The organism is Collimonas sp. NPDC087041, assembly GCF_044745265.1.
In the GTDB taxonomy this organism is placed as follows: Bacteria; Pseudomonadota; Gammaproteobacteria; order Burkholderiales; family Burkholderiaceae_D; genus Collimonas.
Window position 1 is genome coordinate 66,505 of the sequence record NZ_JBIUZX010000010.1, and the last position, 17,055, is coordinate 83,559.

At 54.3% G+C, this 17,055-nt stretch carries 15 protein-coding genes; 8 read left to right on the plus strand and 7 right to left on the minus strand.

The genetic code is table 11. The annotated features are described in order from the left end of the window. Nucleotides 1-20 precede the first annotated feature (20 nt). The 4 genes from ACIPF8_RS17810 to ACIPF8_RS17825 form a co-directional block, all read right to left on the minus strand. Nucleotides 21-893 carry an undecaprenyl-diphosphate phosphatase gene (locus tag ACIPF8_RS17810; RefSeq protein WP_400423548.1) on the minus strand — a complete coding sequence of 291 codons (873 nt, stop codon included), beginning with the start codon at nt 891-893 and terminating at the stop codon, nt 21-23. A 75-nt stretch (nt 894-968) separates the two neighbouring features. Then, the gene (locus ACIPF8_RS17815; RefSeq protein WP_400423550.1) at nt 969-1,814 is read right to left on the minus strand and encodes an undecaprenyl-diphosphate phosphatase; all 846 of its coding nucleotides are present in this window, start codon (nt 1,812-1,814) and stop codon (nt 969-971) included. Nucleotides 1,815-1,921: 107 nt separating this feature from the next. Further along, nucleotides 1,922-2,455, minus strand: a complete 534-nt coding sequence (locus ACIPF8_RS17820; RefSeq protein WP_400423552.1) for a DUF1439 domain-containing protein — start codon at nt 2,453-2,455, stop codon at nt 1,922-1,924. 80 nt (nt 2,456-2,535) lie between these two features. Continuing rightward, on the minus strand, nt 2,536-2,799 hold the full coding sequence (locus ACIPF8_RS17825) for a YkgJ family cysteine cluster protein (RefSeq protein WP_400423773.1): 264 nt from the start codon (nt 2,797-2,799) through the stop codon (nt 2,536-2,538). 254 nt (nt 2,800-3,053) lie between these two features. Between ACIPF8_RS17825 and ACIPF8_RS17830 the strand changes: the two genes are divergently transcribed. From ACIPF8_RS17830 to ACIPF8_RS17845, 4 genes are all read left to right on the plus strand, one after another. Further along, nucleotides 3,054-3,707, plus strand: a complete 654-nt coding sequence (locus ACIPF8_RS17830) for a TetR/AcrR family transcriptional regulator (protein WP_400423553.1) — start codon at nt 3,054-3,056, stop codon at nt 3,705-3,707. A 130-nt stretch (nt 3,708-3,837) separates the two neighbouring features. Then, entirely contained in the window at nt 3,838-4,497 is a 660-nt protein-coding gene (locus ACIPF8_RS17835) for a protein-L-isoaspartate O-methyltransferase (RefSeq protein ID WP_400423554.1), read from the plus strand. An 8-nt stretch (nt 4,498-4,505) separates the two neighbouring features. Then, nucleotides 4,506-4,829: a rhodanese-like domain-containing protein gene (locus ACIPF8_RS17840; protein ID WP_400423555.1), complete on the plus strand. Its 324-nt coding sequence runs from the start codon at nt 4,506-4,508 to the stop codon at nt 4,827-4,829. A gap of 201 nt (nt 4,830-5,030) precedes the next feature. Beyond that, on the plus strand, nt 5,031-6,332 hold the full coding sequence (locus tag ACIPF8_RS17845; RefSeq protein ID WP_400423556.1) for a TolC family outer membrane protein: 1,302 nt from the start codon (nt 5,031-5,033) through the stop codon (nt 6,330-6,332). Nucleotides 6,333-6,444: 112 nt separating this feature from the next. Here ACIPF8_RS17845 and ACIPF8_RS17850 read toward each other — a convergent pair whose 3' ends face one another. Continuing rightward, on the minus strand, nt 6,445-7,089 hold the full coding sequence (locus ACIPF8_RS17850) for a TetR family transcriptional regulator (protein WP_400423558.1): 645 nt from the start codon (nt 7,087-7,089) through the stop codon (nt 6,445-6,447). A gap of 241 nt (nt 7,090-7,330) precedes the next feature. Between ACIPF8_RS17850 and ACIPF8_RS17855 the strand changes: the two genes are divergently transcribed. The 4 genes from ACIPF8_RS17855 (at nt 7,331) to galE (ending at nt 14,333) form a co-directional block, all read left to right on the plus strand. Next, complete coding sequence (locus tag ACIPF8_RS17855) at nt 7,331-8,539, plus strand: efflux RND transporter periplasmic adaptor subunit (RefSeq protein WP_400423560.1); 1,209 nt, start codon at nt 7,331-7,333, stop codon at nt 8,537-8,539. 11 nt (nt 8,540-8,550) lie between these two features. Beyond that, nucleotides 8,551-11,703 carry an efflux RND transporter permease subunit gene (locus tag ACIPF8_RS17860; RefSeq protein ID WP_400423562.1) on the plus strand — a complete coding sequence of 1,051 codons (3,153 nt, stop codon included), beginning with the start codon at nt 8,551-8,553 and terminating at the stop codon, nt 11,701-11,703. Further along, entirely contained in the window at nt 11,696-13,138 is a 1,443-nt protein-coding gene (locus ACIPF8_RS17865) for an efflux transporter outer membrane subunit (protein ID WP_400423564.1), read from the plus strand. Before ACIPF8_RS17860 ends, ACIPF8_RS17865 begins: the two co-directional genes overlap by 8 nt. A gap of 136 nt (nt 13,139-13,274) precedes the next feature. Beyond that, nucleotides 13,275-14,333, plus strand: a complete 1,059-nt coding sequence (gene galE, locus ACIPF8_RS17870; protein ID WP_400423566.1) for a UDP-glucose 4-epimerase GalE — start codon at nt 13,275-13,277, stop codon at nt 14,331-14,333. 91 nt (nt 14,334-14,424) lie between these two features. Here galE and ACIPF8_RS17875 read toward each other — a convergent pair whose 3' ends face one another. Together ACIPF8_RS17875 and ACIPF8_RS17880 are read right to left on the minus strand one after the other, a co-directional pair. Next, the gene (locus ACIPF8_RS17875; protein ID WP_400423568.1) at nt 14,425-15,669 is read right to left on the minus strand and encodes an O-antigen ligase family protein; all 1,245 of its coding nucleotides are present in this window, start codon (nt 15,667-15,669) and stop codon (nt 14,425-14,427) included. 132 nt (nt 15,670-15,801) lie between these two features. Beyond that, a complete protein-coding gene (locus ACIPF8_RS17880; RefSeq protein ID WP_400423570.1) occupies nt 15,802-16,803 on the minus strand; it encodes a glycosyltransferase family 8 protein in 1,002 nt (333 codons plus the stop codon). Between the last annotated feature and the right edge of the window lie 252 nt (nt 16,804-17,055).

The following is a 17,055-nucleotide window of genomic DNA, read 5'->3' on the forward strand; positions in this document are numbered from 1 at the left end:
ACTTGAATTAGCTTAATTAATTAACTTAAGAAACCATTGTTGACTGCGACCAGCAGGAAGATACCCAATGCAATGCGGTACACGATGAACGGCCAGGTGGAGAATTTTTCGAGGAATTTCATCAAGCCCCAGATCGCCGCGAACGCAGAAATGCTGGCGACCACCAAACCGAAAATCAGCAGCATCCAGGTTTCCACCGGCATGTGCAGATGGAACAGCACCAACAGTTCTTTCAAACCGGCGAGTGCGATTGCCGGCAAGCCCAGCAGGAAAGAAAAACGCGCCGCTTCTTCGCGCTTGAAATTGAGGAACAAGGCAGCAGTCAGTGTGGAGCCGGAACGCGATACACCCGGGATCAATGCGCCGACTTGCGCCAGGCCGACAATCAGCGCGTCGCGCAAACGCATTTCACCGACCGTGCGGCGATGCTTGCAGCTGACCTCTGCCAGCGCCAGCAGCACGCCCATCGCGATACAGGCGTAGCCGATCACGTTGAGGCTGCGCAGCGGCGAGCCGCAGGCATTCAGCACATGCGACAGCGCCAGGCCGGCAATCCCGATGGGAATCGTCGCCAGGATGATCGCTACGCCGAGACGAAACCGCGGGCTGTTGAAATCACGCTGGCGTACTGCGGCAATGCTGCCAACCGTGACTTCACGAACATCGCGCCAGAAGTAACTGACCACGGCAGCCAATGCCGCCAGCTGCATCGCTGCCGAAAACGCCGAGCCGGGATCGTGCCAGCCGAGCACCGCCGGCACGATGCGCATGTGCGCGGTGGAGGAAATCGGCAATAGCTCAGAAATCCCCTGAATCACGCCAAGAATTGCGACCTGCAGATAGTCGAGCGATGCAAACCCGATATCGGTACCAGCGGAACATACACTTGCCACAACGTTCTCCTGTTCAGGAATAGACAATCACAAATTAAAAAAGACGGTTCGGTTTCGCCGGGGTGCACACGGCACTCAATGCGCCCAGTTCACCCACCCCATGTAGCCGGTGACAACCACCACCAGGCCGAACACGATCCGATACCAGGCAAAGGCGGTGAAATCATGGCTGCTGATGTAGCGCAGCAACCAGCGCACGCACAGGAACGCCGAGACAAATGCCGCCACGGTACCGATCGAGAACAGCGGAATATCGGCAGCCGACAGCAGCGCGCGATCCTTGTACAACGAATAGATGGTGGCGGCAAACAGCGTCGGGATCGCCAGGAAAAAGGAAAACTCGGTGGCCGCCTTGCGCGACAAACCGAACAACATGCCGCCAATGATGGTTGCGCCGGAACGGCTGGTGCCGGGGATCAGTGCAAAGGCTTGGGCAAAGCCGATCTTCAATGCATCGAGTGCGCTCATGTCGTCGACTGATTCAATCCGGGCCACGCTGGCGCGGTTCTTGTTGCGACGCTCGACCCAGAGGATGATGAAGCCGCCGACGATCAGCGCAATCGCCACCGGCAGCGGCGCAAACAATTTGTCCTTGATCATCCGACTGAAGGCCAGCCCCAATATTGCCGCCGGTATGAAAGCAATCACCAGGTTGATGACCAGCTTGCGCGCCTTGGGATCGTTCGGCAAGCCACGCAATACCGCGGCGATGCGTGCGCGATATTCCCAGCAGACGGCGAGGATGGCGCCGGCCTGGATCGCAATTTCGAACACTTCGGCTTTTTCGCGGGTGATGTCGGCGGTAAAGTCGAGCAGGCTGCCGGCGAGGATCAAATGACCGGTCGATGAAATCGGCAGGAACTCGGTAAAGCCCTCGACCAGACCCATGATGAGAACTTTTAACGCGAGAACAATATCCATGTCGTCAGGAAAATAAGAAAAAAACAGAGAAAATTCAGGGTTGGAATGCATGATACAGCCGCACGATTTGCCGCCGCACCAGATGTTTCCTTAAAGACTACTAAGGGTTACTTTTGCGGTTCGAAAGTCACCACGAGCTGTTCCGGCTTGGTAGCGATTCTGGTCGGCATGAAGGCCACGCCCGCATAGCGCAGGTCTTCCGGCCTGAAGGTATACAGCGGAACCTGGTTGAGCAACTGGCCGGCCAGCAAATTACCGATCTGCGTCACTTGCGCCGCATAGGTTTTGTCGACACCGTTCAATGTCAACTGGTCCAGCCGCGGCTCGGTCAGCGTTACGGCGTTATGCGGATTGTCCAGCGCCAGCACGCCCGAGATTTCCATCTTGCCGCTCCACGACTTGCCCAGCATCGGCAATGCCACCGTCACATCCGTATCAATTGACAGACGGCCCTGCCCGGCGGGCAACGCCAGCTGCGCCTTATTGGCGGTCACTTCAAACAACCCCATGTAGCGCTGCGAAAACGGCAAGCGCTTGTCCATCGATTGCTGCAGTTTGGCGAGTGGGAATTCAACATCGCGCGGGCCGATCAGCGCTGCGCAAGAAGATAGCAGTAACGTGGCAAATAATATAAAAAGCACAGACAGTGCCGTGCCCTGTGACAGTCGCTTTGATTCCATTGGGGGTTCTTCCTTGTTTGCCAGCTTGCAAAAGACCGATTCTACACGGCGGTCAGTTGCTCCAGCCTGGTCAGATAATGCATTGCATGGGTTTGTGAGCTGCCGCACATGTCCAGCGCCGGTTGCAGGCTGGCACAAACCGCAGGGCGCTCAGGGCTGCCGAAGATCCGGCAGAGGTTGGCGTGATCCAGTTGAATGCAGCGGATACCGGCCGGCTTACCGTTCGGCATGCCGGGAATCGGCGACGAAATCGACGGCGCTGTGCAACAGGCGCCGCAATCCGGACGACAGGAAAGAACCGGCAGGCTCACGCGCCAGCCTCGGGGATTAATATCATTTCTACAAACATGTGATTCTTCAAGCAACTTACCGTGATTCATGCGAAGGCCAGATTCTACTTGTAATCGCTGTACCCGGCTCCGGAGTTTATACTCGCCTGCCGCGCAGCGCGCTGTGGAACCACAAAAACCGACAGATCGCCGCCGACTTCCTTGACACCCCCACAGTTGCCGCTTACATTACTGACTCCAAAGTCAGTAATAAAGACAAGCACGCATTCATGAATTGCCCTTTCACATCCAAACGCCGTTGGGAGCGACGCAAGGAAGCCCGTCCACAGGAGCTGCTGGCGGCTGCGCTGGACGTGTTCGTCGAACGCGGATTTGCCGCCACCCGCTTGGGCGATGTTGCCTCCCTGGCAGGCGTCTCGAAAGGCACGCTGTACCTGTATTTTGAAAACAAGGAAGAGTTGTTCAAGGCGGTGGTCCGTGAAAATCTGCTGCCGCTGCTGGACGAGGCTGACGATATTATCGATAGCCACGAAGGCCATAGCGCCGACCTGTTCCGCGAAATCATGCTCGGCTGGTGGGAGCGCATCGGCGCCACAAAGCTGGCTGGCATTACCAAGCTGATGATGGCTGAATCGGGCAATTTTCCGGATCTGGTGACTTTTTACCGCGAAGAAGTCAGCATGCGCGGCGACGCCATGATTGTGCGGATGCTGCAACGTGGCGTCGATCGCGGCGAATTCCGGGCCATCAATGTGCGCCAGGTAGCCAATGTCGTGATCGCACCGGTGATCATGCTGATGATGTGGCAGCAGCCTTTTAATACTTGCCATATTGAAACCATTCCGGCGGAAGACTATCTGAACAGCTTCATCGACCTGTGCCTGAATGGCTTGCTGAGCCAGCCGGCCCCTACGCCAACCTGATCACGGAATGTCCTGAAACAGAATACTGGAAGAATGGCTATTACCGACCGCAGATTGCGCCGTACTGTAGGTTTTTAGGGATGCCCTTGATAGAATGAGCCCTTTAATTTCTTCACCATGAGCCTTTGACATGAATATCGAACAAGCCCGCTTCAATATGATCGAACAGCAAATTCGCCCTTGGAACGTGCTGGAACTGGACATCCTGGAATTGTTGTCTGTGGTGCGCCGCGAAGAATTCGTCCCGGCCGCTTACAAGAGCCTGGCATTCTCCGACACCGAAATCCCGTTGCCTGGCGGCGAAAGCATGCTGGCGCCGAAGATCGAAGCGCGCCTGCTGCAGCAAGCCCAGGTCAAGAAGCATGAACAGGTACTGGAAATCGGCGCCGGCTCCGGCTACATGGCTGCCCTGCTGTGCTACAAGGCACGCCACGTCACCACCGTCGAAATCGACCCGGAACTGAAAGCGCTGGCCGAAAAGAATTTGGCCGCTTACGGCATCACCAATGTCGACGTCGCACTCGGCAATGGCGCCCAAGGCTGGGATCTGGGCGCATCGAAGACCTACGACGTGATCTTCATCTCGGGCTCGCTGCCAACCCTGCCGGACGCTTTCCTGAAACAACTGAACGTCGGCGGCCGCGTCGTCGCCATCCTCGGCGATGCACCGGTGATGACGGCGCAAATCATCACCCGCAATGCGGACGACAGCTACAGCACGGTGCATTTGTTCGAAACCAACGTCAAGCCATTGCGCGAAGCTGCGGTGCACTCCCACTTCAAATTCTGAGACAGCGTATGCAACATCTGACCGCCTCGGAACTTGCAGCCTGGATCGCCGATCCGCAACGCCCCGCGCCGTTGTTGCTGGATGTGCGCGAACCTTGGGAATATGAGACTTGCCACATCGATGCAGCGCGGCTGATGCCGATGCAGACCGTGCCGGCACACCTGAATGACCTGGAGGAAGACCAGGCCATCGTCTGCATCTGCCATCACGGTGCGCGCAGCATGCAGGTAGCAGCATTCCTCGAACGCCACGGTTTTTCTGCGGTGAGCAACCTGACCGGCGGCGTGCATGCCTGGGCCCAGCAGGTCGATCCGGCGATGCCGACCTACTAGTACAGGCCCTGGCCAGCCAGTTATAGCGTCCTTGCGTCTGCGGCGACATCCGCCGCAGACCGGGGCAGCTTGCGCCGTGCGCCTGGGGTCCGTTGCAAGAAGTAAAAGAAATTATTGGAAAAGCGTTGCTGTATTTGTTTGACGTTGTGGCCACACCTGCCCGCGGCGCCAGCCCCGACACATGATGTCCCGGAGAATGTAATGCGCAATACCTTGATTGCTTCGTTGATCGCAACCGCCCTGATGGCGACTAACGCACACGCCCTCGACCTGATGCAAACCTATCAGCAGGCGCTCGCCAACGATCCGGTCTACACCAGCGCCCGCTACGCGCTCAGCGCCAATAACGAAGCCAGCGTGCAGGGCCGTGCCGCACTGCTGCCCAGCGTCGGTTTCGGCGGCAATTACAGCCGCTCCGGTCAGTCCTGGCAAACCATCACCAACAACTACAGCCTGCAGCTGACCCAACCGCTTTTCCGTCCGGCGTATTGGCAGCAGTACCAGGAAAGCAAACTGTCGGTAGCCGCCGGCGAAGTCCAGTTTGCGCAAGCGCAGCAGGATTTGATCCTGCGCGTCAGCCAGGCCTATTTCGATATCCTGACCGCACAAGATGTGCTGGCATCCCTGCAAGCCCAGAAAAGCGCGATTGCCGAGCAACTGGCTTCGGCCAAGCGCAACTTCGAAGTCGGCACCGCCACCATCACCGACACCAACGAGGCGCAGGCCAGCCACGATCTGGTGATCGCGCAGGAAATCGCCGCCAACAACAACCTGGAAGTGGCGCGCAACGCGTTGCAGCAGATCATCGGCAAAGCACCGGCGCCATTGGCGACCTTGCGCCCCGGTGTCAAGCTGAGCCCCCCCGAACCGGCCGCCATTGAAGCCTGGGTGACCAGCGCCGAGCAGCAGAATTTCGGCGTGCTGGGCCAGGAAATTACATTGGACATCGCCAAGCGCGACATCAAGAAGAGCCGCGCCGGCCACCTGCCGACGCTTGACCTGGTGGTCAGCCGCGCGCACTCGGATGTCAGCGGCAGCGACATTCCTTTCTATAACATATCGCAGATGACCAATTCGGTCGGCGTGCAGTGGAATATCCCGCTGTATTCCGGCGGCGCCGTCAACAGCAGCGTACGCCAGGCAGTGGCGCTCGAAGACAAGGCCCGTTCGGACTTGGAAAATGCGCGTCGGACCGCAGTTCTGAACGCGAAGCAGGCCTATCTCGGCGTCAGCAACGGCCTGGCCCAGGTCAAGGCCTATGAAGCGGCGGAAATTTCCAGCCAGTCGTCGCTGGATTCGAACCGCCTCGGCTACCAGGTCGGCGTGCGCATCAACATCGATGTGCTGAACGCTCAGCAGCAACTGTATTCGACCCGCAGGGATCTGGCCAAGGCACGCTACGACACCTTGATGAACGGTTTGAAATTGAAGTCGGCGGCGGGCGCGCTGAAAGAAGAAGACCTGCAACAGATCAACGCGTTGCTGGTGCCGGTTCCCTACTAGCTAAAAGTACCGGAAAAGCCACGGACGGTGTCGTCAGGCGTGCACAGATTGCTCAACGCAGGATTGCGTCGCTTGCCAAAGCCCGCAGTTCACTCTTAGAATCGATCTTCAATCAGTTGCCGTTATTTTTCAGCACGAACGGCGATGTCTTGAACATGTGGATGCAGTTGTCGATCACTTTCGACGCATTCTCCGCCAGATCGAAGCTATGGGGGCTGAAAGTCCAGTTGCTGAGAATACCAAACAGCAGCCCTTGCGCCATGACCGCAGCCAGAATTGGATCAAGATCACGCGGCAATTGACCTTTCGCGACGGCGAACCGCAACAAACGTTCTATATCGGTCCGCCCTTGCAGAAAACATTCATGCTGGCGAATCATGATCGGATCCTCGGGGTCCACCAGTTCGCATTTGTGCATGACGATTTCAAAGATTTTGCGCGACTCCGGATTCGAGATTGCTTCTTGCAGTGCAAACAGGCATTTGTTGCGGAACTGGGTCAGCGGATCCTGTGCATTTTCGTCGGCGGTTTTTTCGAACATCGCTTCCAGCGGCAAACGCACCCGCTCGCACATGGCATCGAATAAATCGCCCTTGTTCTTGAAGTGCCAATAGATCGCGCCGCGCGTCACGTCGGCCGCAGTGGCGACATCGGCCAATGTGGTACGGGATACGCCGCGCTGATGAAACACCTCCGCCGCCGCATCGAGGATGCGGCCACGGGTTTCTAGTGCTTCTTCTTTTGTACTTCTAGCCATTTTGGGTCGACCTCCAGCCGTTCAGATGCTTTGTGCATTCGCAGCAATAATTTAATACGAAGATGAGCAGCAGTACATACATTCATGCATGTATGTATAATAGCAGGATTCTGGCCGTTTTACCCGTTTCCTCTGGTCTGCTCATGCAGCCCGGCAATTACTTATATATCCTATGTCCTTTCAAGAAACAGAGTCCCTTGTCAGATTTGCAGTCCCTCCTCAATTACCGTGCGAGAATTTTATGAATTCAGTTAGCTCTATCAGTCGTCTCACGCGTATCACCCTGGCCGTTGCGGTCCTCTCCGCTGTTGCCGCTTGCGGTAAAAAACCTGAAGCGCAAGTGCCACCGCCGCCTGGCGTTTCCGTTGTCACCATCGCACCGGAAAGCCTGGCGCTGAGTACTGAACTGCCAGGTCGCCTGGAAGCGACACGCGTCGCCCAGATCGGCGCCCGCGCAGCCGGTATCGTACTCAAGCGCAGTTTCCGCGAAGGTAGCGACGTCAAGGCAGGCCAAGTGCTGTACCTGATCGATCCGGCGCCGTTGCAAGCGGCCTACGACAATGCGCAAGCAACATTGGCCAAAGCCGAAGCCAACCTGACGACTGCGACCTTGAAAGCACAGCGCTATAAACCGCTGGTAGACGTGAATGCCGTCAGCAAGCAGGATTACGACGACACCGTCGCCGCACAAAAGCAGGCAGCTGCAGACGTGGCATCGGCCAAGGCCGCACGCCAGACCGCCAGCCTCAATCTCGGCTACGCCACCGTGACTTCGCCAATCGCCGGCCGCATCGGCAAAGCGTTGGTAACTGAAGGCGCACTGGTCGGCCAGGGTGAAGTGACCCAGTTGGCAACCGTGCAGCAAATCGATCCGATCTACGTCAACCTGACCCAATCCAGCACCGACATCCTGAAGCTGCAAGATGCAATGCGCAATGGCCAACTGAAAAGCGCCGGCCAAGGACAAGCCAAGGTCACGTTGAAGACCGAAGATGGCCGCGTTTATCCGCAATCCGGCAAGCTGCTGTTCTCCGACCTGACCGTTGATCCCAACACTGGTTCGGTGACCTTGCGCGCCGAATTCCCTAACCCTGACCACAACCTGTTGCCTGGCATGTACGTACGCGCCAAGCTGGAACAAGCGGTCGACGAATCAGCCCTCACTGTTCCGCAACAAGCGGTCCAGCGTGACCTGAACGGCGCATCGGTGTTTGTGGTCGGCGCCGACAACAAGGTCTCGGTACGGCCGGTAGTTGCCGATAAGGCGCAGGGCGACAAGTGGATCGTCACTGAAGGTTTGAAGAGCGGCGACAAAGTGATCGTCGATGGTTTGCAAAAGGTCAAGCCTGGTGCGGTGGTTAATCCATCGCCATGGAATCCGGCCGCCGCAGCCGCACCCGCTGCAGCAACCGGCGCCAGCGCCGCCGCAGCTGCCTCAACTGCTAAATAAGGAGCCTATTAATGGGCAAGTTTTTCATCGACCGCCCCGTATTTGCGTGGGTGCTCGCCATCTTCATCCTGCTCGGGGGTGCCTTGGCGATCACGCAATTACCGGTGGCCCAGTATCCTTCGATTGCACCACCAACGATTGTCGTTAGCGCATCGTATCCAGGCGCTACCGCACAAACCATCGACGATAGCGTTACCAGCCTGATTGAACAGGAAATGAACGGCGCTGACGGCTTGCAATACATTGAATCGCAAAGCCAGGCCGACGGTTCCGTATCCATCACCGTGACGTTTACCCCGGAAACCAATGCCGACCTGGCAGCGGTGGATGTGCAGAACCGCCTCAAGCGTGTCGAAGCGCGTCTGCCGGCCGTGGTGACGCAGAACGGCGTGCAGGTTACCAAGTCGCGCAGTAACTTCCTGATGTTCATCGGCCTCTCGTCGACCGACGGCAAGCTTGATCCGATCGCGCTGGGCGACTACCTGTCGCGCAACGTGCTCAATGAAATCAAACGCGTGCCAGGCGTCGGCCAGGCACAGCTGTTCGGTACCGAGCGCGCGATGCGGATCTGGATTGATCCGGCCAAACTGGTCGGACTCAACCTGACGCCTGCTGACGTCACTGCCGCAATCACCGCGCAAAATGCGCTGGTCGCCGGCGGTACGCTTGGCGATCTGCCGAGCCCTGGCACGCAGCAGATTTCGGCTACCGTGGTGGCAACCGGCCAGCTGACTACTGTTGAACAGTTCGGCAATATCCAGTTGCGCGCCAATTCGGATGGTTCGATCGTGCGCCTGCGCGATGTTGCCCGCATCGAAATCGGCGGTCAGTCTTATGCGACTGCCGGCCGACTCGATGGCAAGCCTACTTCGTTCGTCGGTGTGCAATTGTCGCCAACTGCAAACGCATTAGGTACCGCGACGGCAGTCAAGGCCAAAATGAAGGAGCTGTCCCAGTATTTCCCGGCCGGCGTCCAATACGAAATCCCATACGACACTTCGAAATTCGTCAAGATCTCGATTGAAGAAGTGGTCAAGACCCTGGTCGAAGCGATCGTCCTGGTGTTCCTGGTGATGTATCTGTTCCTGCAAAACATCCGCTACACGCTGATTCCAACAATCGTCGTGCCGGTGGCGCTGATGGGTACTTTTGCCACACTGCTGCTGTTTGGTTTCTCGATCAACGTGCTGACCATGTTCGGTATGGTGCTGGCGATCGGTATCCTGATTGACGATGCGATCGTGGTGGTGGAAAACGTCGAGCGCATCATGAGCGAAGAAGGTTTGTCGCCGCGCGATGCAACCCGCAAGGCAATGGGCCAGATCACCGGCGCGCTGATCGGTATCACGCTGGTGCTGATCGCGGTGTTCATCCCGATGGCTTTCTTCAGCGGCGCTGTGGGCGCGATTTATAAACAGTTCTCGCTGTCGATGGTTGCTTCGATGGTGTTCTCGGTATTGATGGCCTTCACGCTGACACCAGCGCTGTGCGCCACCATCCTGAAGCCGGTGGAAGCAGGACATCACCATGAGAAGAAGGGATTCTTCGGCTGGTTCAACCGCAAGTTCAACGCCACCACCAACAGCTATCAAGGCGTAGTCGCCAAGATGCTGGCCAAGACCGGCCGCTATCTGTTCATCTATGGCGCGATCCTGGTCGGCGTGGGCCTGCTGTACACCCGCTTGCCGGCATCGTTCCTGCCATCGGAAGACCAGGGCTACATCATCACCAACGTGCAATTGCCGGCCGGCGCCAGCGCCAACCGCACATTGGAAGTCATCAAGCAGATTGAAGCCTATTACGGCAAACTGCCTGGCGTCGCCAATGTCGTTGCCATTACCGGCTTCAGCTTCTCCGGTAATGGGCAGAATGCCGGCCTGGTGTTCACGCCGCTGAAAGACTGGAGCGAACGTGGTCCGGACCAATCCGCCGACGCCATCGCTGGCAAGGCATTTGGCGTGTTCTCGCAAATCAAGGACGCCATTGTGTATCCGCTGAACCCGCCACCGATCCCGGAACTGGGTAACGCCACTGGCTTTACCTTCCGCCTGCAGGATCGTTCGGGACAAGGACATGCGGCACTGACCGCGGCCCGTAATCAGTTGCTCGGCATGGCATCGCAGAGCAAGATCCTGGCCGGCGTCCGTCCAGAAGGCCTGGAAGATTCGCCACAGCTGCAGCTCAATATTGACCGCGACAAGGCGAATGCCCAGGGCGTGTCGTTCAGCGCCATCAACAGCACGCTGTCGACTGCACTCGGTTCTTCCTACGTCAATGACTTCCCGAACCAGGGTCGTCAACAACGCGTGATCGTGCAAGCCGATGCGCCGCAACGTCTGCAACCGGAAGATCTGGCCAAGCTGTACGTCAAGAACACAGCTGGCACCATGGTGCCGTTCTCGTCGTTCACCACTTCGGAATGGACCAAAGGCCCTGTGCAGCTGACCCGCTACAACGGCTATCCGGCGATGAAGATTTCCGGCGGCGCCTCTCCTGGCCACAGCACCGGCGAAGCGATGGACGAAATGGAAGCATTGACTGCCAAGCTGCCTCCTGGCTTCGGCTTTGAATGGACCGGCCAGTCGCTGGAAGAAAAGACTTCCGGTTCGCAAGCGCCGATGCTGTATCTGCTGTCGTTGATTGCCGTATTCCTGGTGCTGGCAGCCTTGTATGAAAGCACTTCGATTCCAGTGGCAGTGATGCTGGTGGTGCCGCTGGGTATTCTCGGTGCGCTGCTCGGCGTTACCTTGCGCGGCATGCCGAACGACGTCTACTTCAAGGTCGGGATGATTACCGTGGTCGGCTTGTCGGCAAAAAATGCGATTCTGATTATCGAGTTCGCCAAAGACCTGCAAGCACAAGGCAAGGGCCTGATCGAAGCGACTCTGGAAGCGGTGCATCTGCGCTTCCGCCCGATTCTGATGACCTCGTTCGCATTTATCCTCGGCGTCTTGCCGCTGGTGATCAAGACCGGCGCTGGCTCAGGCAGCCAACGCGCGATCGGTACCGGCGTCATGGGCGGCATGATTACAGCGACATTACTGGCAGTGTTCCTGGTGCCTGTGTTCTTCGTGGTGGTGCGCAAGATCTTCAAAGGCAGCGAACGCCAACGGAAGATGTATGCGGCCAACAAAAAAATAGATGTGGAGAATCAGCATGTTTAATATGGCAACTACGGCGTTCTTACCCAAGAACCTGACTGGCGCACTGCTGCTGGTGGGCGTTCTCTCGGGTTGCACCATGGCGCCGACCTACGTCCGTCCGGAGGCGCCGGTGGCCGGCACCTACCCGGCTGCGGCTGACGGCAAGGCGCAATACGATGCGGCTGAGCTCGGCTGGCGCGAATTTTTCCCGGACCAGCGCCTGCAAGCGCTGATCTCGTCCGCGCTGGAAAACAACCGTGACCTGCGCACGGCGGCCTTGAATATCGAGGAAGCACGGGCACAGTACGACATCACTGCTGCCGATGCGCTGCCTAACTTCAACGGCAACTTCAGCCGTACCCGTAGCCGTACAGCCTCGGATCAGCTGTTTCCTGGCCAGCCTGCCGTCGGCACCGCCTACCAGGTCGGCTTGAACATGACAGCGTTCGAGCTGGATTTCTTCGGTCGTGTGCGCAGTCTGAAAGATGCCGCCCTGGCGAGCTATCTGGCCACCGAGGAAGCGCGGCAATCGGCGCAAATCAGCCTGATTTCGCAAGTCGCCCAAGCCTATCTGACTGAGCAGTCGTATGCCGAACAGCAGCGGCTGGCGCAGCAGACATTGGATAGCCGCCTGGACGATTACAAGCTGGACAAGATGCGTTTCGAAGTCGGCGCCTCCTCGGCGCTCGACCTGCGCAACTCGGAAACGCTGGTGCAATCGGCGCGCGTCTCCTTGGCCACACTGGTGCGCCAGCGCGGCCAGGCTACCAATGCTCTGGTGCTACTGGTTGGCAAGCCGTTAGGCGATCTGCCTGCGCCGCAAATGCTGTCGGATGAAAAGATCGTCAGCGACATCCCTGCCGGCCTGCCTTCCGACTTGCTGAACCGCCGTCCCGACATCCGCCAGGCAGAGCAGCAGCTGCGCTCCGCCAACGCGAATATCGGTGCTGCGCGCGCGGCCTTCTTCCCGACCATTTCGCTGACCGCAGGAATCGGCAATTCCAGCACCTCGCTGGGCAGCCTGTTCTCGGCCGGCAGCCGCACCTGGTCGTTCGTGCCGCAACTGACGCTGCCGATCTTTGAAGGTGGACGCAACCGCGCCAATCTGTCGCTGAGCGAGATTCGCAAGAATCAGGCGATCGCCACCTATGAAAAGACCATCCAGAGCGCATTCAGGGAAGTATCTGATGCACTGGTCGCCCGCAGCACGCTGGATGAACAGCTGGAGGCGCAGGATGCTTTCGTGAAGGCGCAGGAAGAACGCGCGAGGCTGACCGATCTGCGTTACAAGAACGGCATCGCCAGCTCGACTGACCGCCTGAACGCACAGCGTGACTTGTTCTCGGCACAGCAATCGCTGATCCAGACCCGTCAACTGCGCTTGAATAATGCGATTGATCTGTATCGTTCATTGGGCGGTGGATTGAATGAAAATACGGTAACGCCAAAATCGTAGTTTCTGTCGACCTCAGGTCGTCATGCCAACAAAAACGCCGCACATGTGCGGCGTTTTTTTTGTTACAGTTTGCCTCTATCGTCGATACGGCAGCGAGAAATGTCCTGGATTGCCAATATAAATTGAATATTTCTTTATGAAGAAAACCATCCTCCTGACCGGTGCTACTGGATATATTGGCTCCCACACCTGGTGTACCTTGATTGAAGCCGGATACAACGTTATCGGCCTGGATAACCTGTGCAACAGCGCTGTTGGCGTTGTCGACAGAATTTCCCAAATAACTGGAAACAGCCCGACTTTCATCGAAGGCGACGTCCGGGACAAAGCCCTTGTCGATGCCGTTTTCTCGCAGAACAAGATTGATGCCGTGATTCATTTTGCCGCGTTGAAAGCTGTTGGCGAGTCGGTCGCAAACCCACTGGCTTACTACAACACAAATCTGAACGGCCTGTTGAACGTCTGCAGCACCATGGCCGCGCATGCGGTAAAAACGCTGGTATTCAGCTCTTCCGCGACAGTTTATGGCGACCCGGAATCCATCCCGATCAAAGAAGACGCCCCCTTAAAGGCAACCAATCCGTACGGCCATACAAAATTGATGAGCGAACAAATGTTGCGCGATCTGGAACATTCGGACAACGATTGGCGCATTGCTTACCTGCGCTATTTCAACCCGGTCGGCGCGCATGAAAGCGGATTGATCGGAGAAAGCCCGCGGGGCATCCCCAACAACCTGATGCCTTACGTCGCACAAGTTGCCGTCGGAAAACTCGAAAAACTCCGTGTATACGGCGGCGACTACCCCACCCAGGACGGCACCGGCGTGCGCGACTACATCCATGTGATGGATTTGGCGGAGGGCCACGTTTCAGCGCTGTCGCACTTGCTCAATCGCGATGCGTCGAATAGTTCTTCCTTCACGATCAATCTCGGCTCTGGCCAAGGGATTAGCGTTCTGGAAGTGATTCAGGCTTATGAAAAAGCGAGCGGGCGACCAATTCCATATGACATTGTTGCCCGGCGGCCAGGCGACGTTCCGGCATATTATGCAGATCCCTCCCTGGCAGCAACAATATTGGATTGGCATGCGACACGAGGAATTGATGCCATTTGCGCCGATTCCTGGCGCTGGCAAAACATGAACCCAAATGGAATTGTCGATACTCGCCCCATTATCGAGAGACTCGAGTGATCTATCCTCAAAAACTTGATTGAGATGTTCCATTGGTTATCTCAAAAAAATGCCGCTTACGCGACATTTTTTATATATTGAAGATTACGGCTCAAGATAATGACACTGTGACTTCTTTCTTGCGTTTTATTATATAGGAAAGAAAAAAAGCAATGCTTATAACATAGTAGGGGAAAATTTCCCACCACAGGAAAACCACATCGACCAATCCCAATGTAAAAAACCCCAAACATAATGACAGCCCCATTGCTGCTGTACATCGAACTTCTGAATCATTATGTCGTATTTCTCGGAAAAAATAATATACCGGAATAAAATATAATCCGAGTATTGCTAATAATCCAAATGTTCCCAATCGAGACATCACAAACAATATTTCATTATGTGAATGCGGGAAGGTCGCCGAGACAGGTGTAATAATTTTCCGCTCGGCCAATTCAGTTAAAGCTTTTGGGAAGTTTTCGACACCAACACCAAAAACTGGATGTTCCTTGAACAACACCCATGATCCACGCCACAATTGCAGGCGAATACCAAGGGACGTATCTACATTTTCACCCATCGAATATTGACTGATATCATTTTCAGCACCTGACATTCGGGTTTTTACAATATTCCCAAAATATGAAATCGATCCCAATATAGCCACGAAGAAAATAATTAAATAAAATTTATAGCGAAAAGAAATATTTTTTGCTGCTAGGCCTGCAATAAATAAGAAAACTGGAATCGTCATCCAAACGCCGCGTGATTGCGATAAATATGCCGCATATAGCCCCGCAAATAACGCAGAAATTTTTAATAGTATAATTAATTTATCGTGGTGCGTATCCCACGCAATTGATAATGTCGCAAACATGCCTAGCAGGAGCGCCATCTCAGCAAAAATAATTATCGGAATAAAATCATCCCCATAACGAATAACCCCTCCATAAGTAAGGTCATAAATTTTTACGGCGGAGAGAAGAGCTCCGATAACCCATCCCCATTGAACATATCGCATATATTTTATGGGTAAAAATGAGAATAACCAAAATATTAAACTAAACATTGCGAGACGGAATGGCGAATCGTATGTTCTTGCCACGAAATGATTTGATCCAACCTGATTGGCGAAAACCGCAATCAGAGGGCCACACATTGCTAGGCCAAGAAGCCAATATTGCTTTACCAAACCGCCGAATGATTCACTATCCGATTGTCTCGAAGACACAAGGAGTATTAAGCTAAGCAGCAACAACACACCAAAAATCACTCCAGCTGCACGATCCACAAGCAATGCGCTTATATAGAAAGAAACGACTAAAAAAGCAATCAATAACTTTACGTGACGCAAGTATTTCTCCAATTTCCAGATATTTCCCAAACCGATGATAAATACACAAAAACAATTCAACAGAAATAAAAAATATTTAATTTATCCAAACGATAATTATTTAAAAATATCGTATCGTCAAAAAATGGATTTTCACTTGATGTGAAATTTAATATTCTTTACCGATCTTGACCACAAATATTTACCATGCCAAAAAAGACCTTCAAAAGGCCTTTTTTGTTTAAGAAGAAATTTTGAGAACAATTTCATTTCTCTTGTGCTTTTAGGTTGATCCAACAGTACATCAGCCCAAGAAGATGCTGATTGATAGCGAACAAAAATATCTTTCGCTTCATGCAGACACCAATCATGCCAAGGTTTTACCGGTCCGGTAAAATGCATGAAGACAACTGGCGCAGTAACATTCAACGTTTTACCGCCTTTGCTGAGAAAATCCACCAAATGGTAGCGAAAATTCCATTTTTCATCGATATACTTTACGTGCCCATTCAATACGGCATTTAATGCATCCTGATCGGCGAAAAGCAATTGCTGCGTCGACAGGACGGTAAGCGCCTTGCTTTGACAGTCATTCGCTACCCAATTGTCAATGTTGATATACATGACCCCGGCATTGAAATAGTCGGCATGCGAAAGCTTCAATGCCGCAATTTGTGTTTTTGCAGTAGTTTCAACTTCATCATGCACAACAGCGGCAATACAGTCGTCTATATTAATGGACTGCAGCTCCCTTAACTCTCCTAAGCATAAAATATCGGCATCAAGATAAAGTGCTTTATTCGTTATTCCTTGCAGTAAATTAGGAATCAAAATACGAATGAAGGTGCCCAATGGATGCTGAGAAAAACACGGGAATTGGTTAAAGTCAGATAATATATCTTGATGAAGAATATGAATATTAATGGCAATATCATATTTCTTTTCCAAATCTTCCAATCTGCGACGACTATCGTCAGTAATGGAAAAAGCGAACACATGGAAAATAAAAACCATGCCAGGATTATTTTTCAGTATGGAGGTAATATTTACCGCCATACCCCGAAAATAATTGGTATCGACACCAAAGGCAATATGCACAGCATCTGAATTCGGAGAGATGCTGGGAGTTGAATTACTGGATAAATTGGTGCCCAATTGCAATCCTTACCGGCTTATATTATAAATATCCCTGAAATTCACGGATAAACTTAATTGAAATAATTTGTAAAAAATATTTCGTGAAAACAATGCGTTAATACCAGTTTGTACTTTTTAAGAAACGAAGGATAGCAAATTTAAATTCCGCACGGCACTATAAAGTGTCCTGTGTTGTTAAATCACCTACATACATCAGTGAAAAATGTACTGCCCCGAGTCATGAGATGGGTTTGATTCAAGCACCCATCT

What these genes read in the sequence shown, in the direction of transcription:
- ACIPF8_RS17835 (WP_400423554.1), top strand. Translation starts at nt 3,838, where the DNA reads ATGAATATCGAACAAGCCCGCTTCAATATGATCGAACAGCAAATTCGC.
- ACIPF8_RS17840 (WP_400423555.1), top strand. Translation starts at nt 4,506, where the DNA reads ATGCAACATCTGACCGCCTCGGAACTTGCAGCCTGGATCGCCGATCCG.
- galE (WP_400423566.1), top strand. Translation starts at nt 13,275, where the DNA reads ATGAAGAAAACCATCCTCCTGACCGGTGCTACTGGATATATTGGCTCC.
- ACIPF8_RS17850 (WP_400423558.1), bottom strand. Translation starts at nt 7,089, where the DNA reads ATGGCTAGAAGTACAAAAGAAGAAGCACTAGAAACCCGTGGCCGCATC.
- ACIPF8_RS17830 (WP_400423553.1), top strand. Translation starts at nt 3,054, where the DNA reads ATGAATTGCCCTTTCACATCCAAACGCCGTTGGGAGCGACGCAAGGAA.
- ACIPF8_RS17865 (WP_400423564.1), top strand. Translation starts at nt 11,696, where the DNA reads ATGTTTAATATGGCAACTACGGCGTTCTTACCCAAGAACCTGACTGGC.
- ACIPF8_RS17845 (WP_400423556.1), top strand. Translation starts at nt 5,031, where the DNA reads ATGCGCAATACCTTGATTGCTTCGTTGATCGCAACCGCCCTGATGGCG.
- ACIPF8_RS17815 (WP_400423550.1), bottom strand. Translation starts at nt 1,814, where the DNA reads ATGGATATTGTTCTCGCGTTAAAAGTTCTCATCATGGGTCTGGTCGAG.
- ACIPF8_RS17855 (WP_400423560.1), top strand. Translation starts at nt 7,331, where the DNA reads ATGAATTCAGTTAGCTCTATCAGTCGTCTCACGCGTATCACCCTGGCC.
- ACIPF8_RS17860 (WP_400423562.1), top strand. Translation starts at nt 8,551, where the DNA reads ATGGGCAAGTTTTTCATCGACCGCCCCGTATTTGCGTGGGTGCTCGCC.